Raw genomic sequence first — 6,027 nt, 5'->3', positions numbered from 1 at the left:
CGTGCTGGCGCTGAAGGTGGTGCGCGGCGACGGCGAGATCATCAAGACCGGCACGCGGGCGAAAAAATCCGCCGCCGGCTACGACCTGACGCATCTGTTCATCGGCGCCGAGGGCACGCTCGGCATCATTGCCGAACTGACCATGCGGCTGCGCGGCATTCCCGAGACCATCGCGGCCGCGGCCTGCTCGTTCGAGACGGTGGGCGGCGCCTGCCAGGCAACGATTTTGGCAATCCAGACCGGCATTCCCCTGGCAAGGATCGAGCTGCTCAACGCCGCGCAGGTCATGGCCTGCAATTCCTATTCAAAGCTGACGCTGCCGGAGACGCCGCTGCTGCTGCTGGAGTTTCACGGCAGCGAGATCGAGGTCGCCGAGCAGTCGAAGAATTTTGGCGAGATCGCACGGGAATGCGGCGGCGGCGATTTCACCTGGACCACCAGACCGGAGGACCGCACAAAACTGTGGCAGGCGCGCCATGACGCCTATTGGTCGGTCAAGGCGCTGCGGCCGGGCGCCGGCGTGGTCGCAACCGATGTCTGCGTGCCGATCTCGCGGCTCGCCGACTGCGTGACCGCGACGGAAGATGATCTGAAGCGCTTCGATCTGCTGTCGCCGATCGTCGGCCATGTCGGCGACGGCAATTTCCACTGCTCCCTGGTCTGCGACCCCGAGGACGCCGGCGAGATGGCGCGCGGCGAAGAGTTCATGCATCGCCTGGTCGAGCGCGCGCAGGCGATGGGCGGCACCTGCACCGGCGAACACGGCATCGGGCAGGGCAAGCAGAAATATTTGAAGAACGAACTCGGGCCCGAGGCGCTCGATGCGATGCGCGCGCTGAAACAGGCGCTGGATCCGCTGAACATCTTTAATCCAGGCAAGATTGTGCCGGGGGCCTAAATCCGGCCGATTTGTTCGCTCGACTTTTGAACGTGGCTGCCGCTTTCCGCTTTGCGCGGAACTTACGCTTCCGCTCCGCATCGTCTTGTTGACGCCGCAAGCGACGGCCGGCTGAAGGGGAGGGTGCCATGTCGAAATCAAGTATCGCGATTGCTGCTGTCGTTCTCGTGACCGTGCTGTCTGGCGCGGCGCTGGGTGGAGGCGGCGGAGGCGGTGGAAACGGCGGCGGCGGAGGGGGCGGAAACGGCGGAGGCGGTGGTAACGGCGGAGGCGGCGGAAACGGCGGAGGCGGCGGGAACGGCGGAGGCGGCGGGAACGGCGGGAACGGCGGAGGCGGCGGGAACGGCGGAAACGGCGGAGGTGGTCACGGTGGTGGTGGCGCCGCTGTCGGTGGCGGCGGTCACGGCGGGGGACAGCCCGGTGGCGGCGGCCAGATCGGTGGAGGCCACTTTGGCGGCGCGCATTTCGGAGGTGGCCATTTCGGCGGCGGTCATGGCTTCGCGCATTCCGACGGCGGCCATGGCTTCGCGCATTTCGGCGGCCATCATGGCAGTCCGACGTTTTCTTTCCACGCATTTTCGCACGCCGCTTTCAGCGGTCACGCTCTTGCGGCCCACCATGGTCAGAAATTCGGCCACGTCCCAAACGCCGCGGTGAAGGCAGCCAGTGTCTACAGCGCTATGAACGCGCTGCCGCATGGACGTGCGCTGCACAACGCAGGCCTGCTCTCCAACCCTGCGGCGCGCACGCAAATCGCGGCCGCTGCTGCGCTCGCCGGTTGGCATGGCGGCCACGACGGCTGGTGGCGGCACGGCCATGGCGGATATGGATGGGTGGGGCCGCTGTTCTGGCCGTTCGCCTATTACGACCTCTACGACTACACGATCTGGGGTGACCACGGCTTCTGGGACTATGGCTACCGCGACATTTATGCCGGCATCTTCGGTCCTTATGGCCATGATGATCTTTCAGGCTATCTCGCTCCGCGCCGATACGGGCATCGGCACGCCACGGCCGCGCCCCTGAGCGGGATGTGCGGCGATGATAGCCGCGCCATCGCCGGCCTTCCGATCGATCAGATCGCGCATGCGATCGAGCCGACCGAGGCGCAACGCGCAGCCCTCGATGAGCTCGGCACGGCTTCGATCCAGGCCGCCCGGGTCATTCTGGATGCGTGTCCGACCCAGGTCGGACTCACTGCACCCGGCCGCCTCGCCGTCATGCAGCAGCGGATCGGGGCGATGATTTCGGCCGTGGCGATACTGTGGACGCCGCTGCACCAACTCTACGCGCTTCTCGACGACAAGCAGAAGGCGCGATTCAACGCACTGGCTGAAGATCACCGTCAGGCATCAGCGTCTAAGGCGGCGCCGTCCCGCACCTGCGGCGTCGAACAGGTTGTCGCGCTGGACTGGCCGGCTGACGAAATCGAGAAACGACTTCATCCATCGGACACCCAGCGCACCGCGCTTGATACGTTGCGCGATGCCGCCGCCAAGGCGGCCGACCTGCTGAAGGCGGGCTGCGAAGGCGTGGACGCGGCGACGCCGCCGGCGCGGCTTGACGTCACCGCCAAGCGGCTCGAGGTCATGTTGCAGGCGATCAGGCCGGTGCGAAAAGCGGTTGACGACGTCTACGGGACCCTCAGCGACGAGCAGAAGACCCAGTTCGAGGGAATCGGTCGGCAGCGACCAGCATCATAAATGCCCGTGCAAGCGTCGCCGCCATCCCGCGGGCGGCGTCTTGATCGACGTGCGTGACATGAACCGGGTCATCGAGGTCCACGCCGAGGATCTCGACTGCGTGATCGAGCCCGGCGTCACCCGCAAGGCGCTGAACGAATATCTGTCGGCGACGGCAACTTCCACTGCTCCCTGGTCTGCGACCCCGACGACCGCGACGAGATGGCGCGCGGCGAAGAGTTCATGCATCGCCTGGTCGAGCGCGCGCAGGCGATGGGCGGCACCTGCACGGGCGAACACGGCATCGGGCAGGGCAAGCAGAAATACATGAACAGCGAACTCGGGCCCGAGGCGCTGGATGCGATGCGCGCGCTGAAAGCGGCGCTGGATCCTCAAAATATTTTCAACCCAGGAAAGATCGTGCCGGTGGCGTAAATCCGGCCGATTCCTCTCCCTCTATCCGCTCCGATCGCCGCGTCCGCGTGCTGCTCGCCGAGGTCGCGCGCGGAACTTGTCGTTCCCGTCGCATCATCAGGATGCCGCACGAGACGGTTGGCGCGTGGAGGGTTCCATGTCGAAATCACAGATTGCGATTGCAGCTCTGCTTCTGGCAACCGCGCTGTCGAGCACGGCGCTGGCGCGGGGCGGTTTCGGCGGCGGTGGTTTTGGCGGTGGCGGCTTCAGCGGTGGTGGTTACGGCGGTGGCTACTCCGGCGGTGGGTACGTTGGCGGCGGTTACGGCGGAGGCCGCTACGGTGGTGGCGGCTACGGTGGTGAAGGCCGCACCTTCGGTGGCGGTTACGGCGGCTACGGTTATGGCGGCGGTCATTTCGATGGTGGTCATTACGGCGGTTATGGCTATGCGCATGCCGGTGGTGGCCATCATGGCGGGTTCTCGGCTCACGTCTCGCCGGGCGGTCTCAGGAGCGGTCACGCCTTCGCGCAACAGCATGGCCGGAACGTCCGTCAGGTCCGAAGCGCCGCCCCCAGCCAAGCCAATGTCCGCGACGCGATGAACGCGCTGGCGCATGGGCACGCATTGCGCAGCCGGAACCTGCTCGCCAATCCCGCGGCGCGCGCCCAGATCGCATCGACGGCGGCGCTCGCAGGCTCGCATGGCCGCCACGAGGGATGGCGGCGGCACGTTCATGGTGGATATGGCTGGGTCGGACCGCTGTTCTGGCCGTTCGCCTATTTTGACCTCTACGATTACACGATCTGGGGCGACTCCAGTTTTTGGGACTACGGCTATGCCGACATCTATGCCGGCATTTTTGCTTCCGATGCTCATGATGCTGCTGCGGGCGATGTTGCTCCGCGCGGCAACGCCCAGCGGCCTGACGCGGCCCCGCCACGCGTCGCTCGGGCCGAGCCGCCCGCAGCCGAGGCCGCGCCACCCACGCGTCAGGTCGCGCCGCCCGTCGCCAAGACCGTGCCACCCGCAAGTGAGGCGGCCCCGCGCACCGCGCGTGCCGAGCCGCCCGCGCGCGAGGTGGCGCCCCCTGTGAGCGAAGTCGCGCCACCCGTCGAAAAGGTCGAGCCGCCTGCCAGTCAGGCGGCCCCGCGCACCGCGCGTGCCGAGCCGCCGGCGCGCGAGGTCGCGCCGCCTGTGAGCGAGGTCGCCCCGCCCGTCGAGAAGGTCGAGCCGCCTGCCAGTCAGGCGGCCCCGCGCACCGCGCGTGCCGAGCCGCCGGTGCGCGAGATTGCACCTCCTGTGAGTCAGGTTACGCCGCCCGTCGAAAAGGTCGAGCCGCCTGCAAGTCAGGCGGCACCGCGCGCCGCGCGTGTCGAGCCGCCGGCGCGCAAGGTCGCGCCCCCTGTGAGCAAGATTGCGCCGCCCGTCGCCAAGTCCGTGCCGCCTGCAAGTGAGGCGGCGCCGCGCGTCAGCCGGCTCGAGCCGCCGGCAACCGAGGTCGCGCCTGCTGCGAGTCAAGTTGCGCCGCCTGTCGGCAAGGTCGAACCGCCCGCGAAACAGACGGCACCGCGCGCCGCGCGGGCCGAACCGCCGAAAGATGACGTCGCGCTCCCGTTCCCTCAGGCCAAGGCGACTGCTGGCAAGTCCGAGCCGCCGGCAGAGCAGGCGCCACGCCGCATGAGTCGGGCTGAGCCGCCCGCAGTCGAGCCCACACCGCCTGCCGCTCAGGTCGAGCCGTCCGCGCGTGAGGCGCCACCGCGCATGAGCACGATCGAGCCCCCCGCTGAAGAGATCACTCCACCCGCCACCGAGGCCCCGCCACCCGTGATTCAGGCGTCGCCGTCCACGCCGCAGACCGCGTCCCGCCTCAATCGGATGTGCGGCGACGACAGCCGCGACATCGCCGATGTTCCGATCGATCAGATCCAGCGGGCGATCGAGCCGACGCGCGTGCAACGTGACGCCCTCGATGATCTCGGCAATGCATCGATCCGGGCCGCCCGCGCGATTCGGGACGCCTGTCCGAAACAGGCCACGCTCACGGCGCCTGGCCGGCTTGCGGCCATGCAACAGCGCATCGAGGCGATGATCACGGCGGTCGCGATCATGCGGCCGCCGCTGGCAAAACTTTATGCCCTTCTGCGCCAGGAGCAGAAGGGGCGGTTCAATGCGCTGGCCACTGATCCGCGCAAGGCCGCCGCCTCTAACGGGCTGCCGCAGTGCGGCGGCAGTGCCGCTGCGGCGCCGGACTGGCCGGTCGACGAGATCGAGCGCCGGCTTCGGCCAAACAAGGCACAGCGCGTCGCGCTGCAGGCCCTGCGTGACGCCAACACCAGGGCCGCCGAGCTGATCAGGGAGTCCTGCCCGGATGTGAAGGGCGCGACGACGCCGCCGGCGCGGCTTGCCGCCACCGCCAGGCGGCTCGACGTCATCCTGCAGGCGATCAAGCCGGTGCGAAAGGCGCTCGACGAGTTTTATGCGACCTTGAGCAACGAGCAGAAGGCACAGTTCGAGGGCATCGGCCGGCAGCGGCCGATGTCTTAACATCCCGCGATATCCCGCCGACGCGTTGGCGGTGCCAAGATGCCGCGACGGTGCCGCGTGGCACTGTCGCATGGAACTTTCGTCCGTTTCTGGCGTAGGATTGGCGTGGCCAGGCGGCGCGAGGGGCGCGCCTTGGAATGCCATGTCGAAACAGCGCACCAAAATTGTTGTCATTGCTCTGGTGAGCGCGCTGGCGAGCGCGGCGCCGGCTGAGGCACGCATGCGCATCGGTGGACCGCTTGGCGTGCTGCGCATGGTGATCGGCCATGCGTTGCCGGGCGCGCGCTTGCACCGGCATTATCCGGCCCGGACGAGGTCCGCCAGCGTGCGTGACGCGGCCCGCGCGCCGCGGCAGCGCGCCGATGTCCCCGATACGGCGAAGGCGTCCCAACAGGCCGAGGCGAAAGCTGCCCAACAAGCTGAGGCGAAAGCGGCGCAACAGAGCGAGGCAACGGGCGGCAAGGGCCGGCTGTTCGGCGATCAGGCCG

The 6,027-nt window shown here is 68.1% G+C and carries 4 protein-coding genes and 3 pseudogenes; 6 read left to right on the top strand and 1 reads right to left on the bottom strand.

Annotation, left to right across the window (positions count from 1 at the left end; genetic code table 11):
• The coding region (locus JOZ76_RS13400) for an FAD-binding oxidoreductase (RefSeq protein ID WP_291699106.1) at positions 1-898 on the top strand (898 nt) is incomplete at its 5' end.
• Between the two features lie 137 nt (positions 899-1,035).
• On the opposite strand, the gene JOZ76_RS13395 is transcribed toward JOZ76_RS13400, so the two are convergent.
• Complete coding sequence (locus tag JOZ76_RS13395) at positions 1,036-1,536, bottom strand: hypothetical protein (RefSeq protein WP_291699105.1); 501 nt, start codon at positions 1,534-1,536, stop codon at positions 1,036-1,038.
• A 15-nt stretch (positions 1,537-1,551) separates the two neighbouring features.
• Between JOZ76_RS13395 and JOZ76_RS13390 the strand changes: the two genes are divergently transcribed.
• The 5 genes and pseudogenes from JOZ76_RS13390 to JOZ76_RS13375 all read left to right on the top strand — a co-directional run.
• Positions 1,552-2,601 carry a Spy/CpxP family protein refolding chaperone gene (locus JOZ76_RS13390; protein ID WP_291699104.1) on the top strand — a complete coding sequence of 350 codons (1,050 nt, stop codon included), beginning with the start codon at positions 1,552-1,554 and terminating at the stop codon, positions 2,599-2,601.
• 58 nt (positions 2,602-2,659) lie between these two features.
• Positions 2,660-2,713: pseudogene (locus JOZ76_RS38225) on the top strand (FAD-binding oxidoreductase); the annotation flags it as partial.
• 32 nt (positions 2,714-2,745) lie between these two features.
• Positions 2,746-3,015 (top strand): annotated as a pseudogene (locus JOZ76_RS13385) (FAD-binding oxidoreductase); the annotation flags it as partial.
• A gap of 136 nt (positions 3,016-3,151) precedes the next feature.
• Positions 3,152-5,539, top strand: coding sequence for a Spy/CpxP family protein refolding chaperone (locus JOZ76_RS13380; RefSeq protein WP_291699103.1), 2,388 nt, complete (start codon positions 3,152-3,154; stop codon positions 5,537-5,539).
• 142 nt (positions 5,540-5,681) lie between these two features.
• Positions 5,682-6,027 (top strand): annotated as a pseudogene (locus JOZ76_RS13375) (hypothetical protein); the annotation flags it as partial.

This window comes from Bradyrhizobium sp., from assembly GCF_019244115.1.
In the GTDB taxonomy this organism is placed as follows: domain Bacteria; phylum Pseudomonadota; class Alphaproteobacteria; order Rhizobiales; family Xanthobacteraceae; genus Bradyrhizobium.
This window is presented reverse-complemented; position numbering and strand designations above follow the sequence as displayed.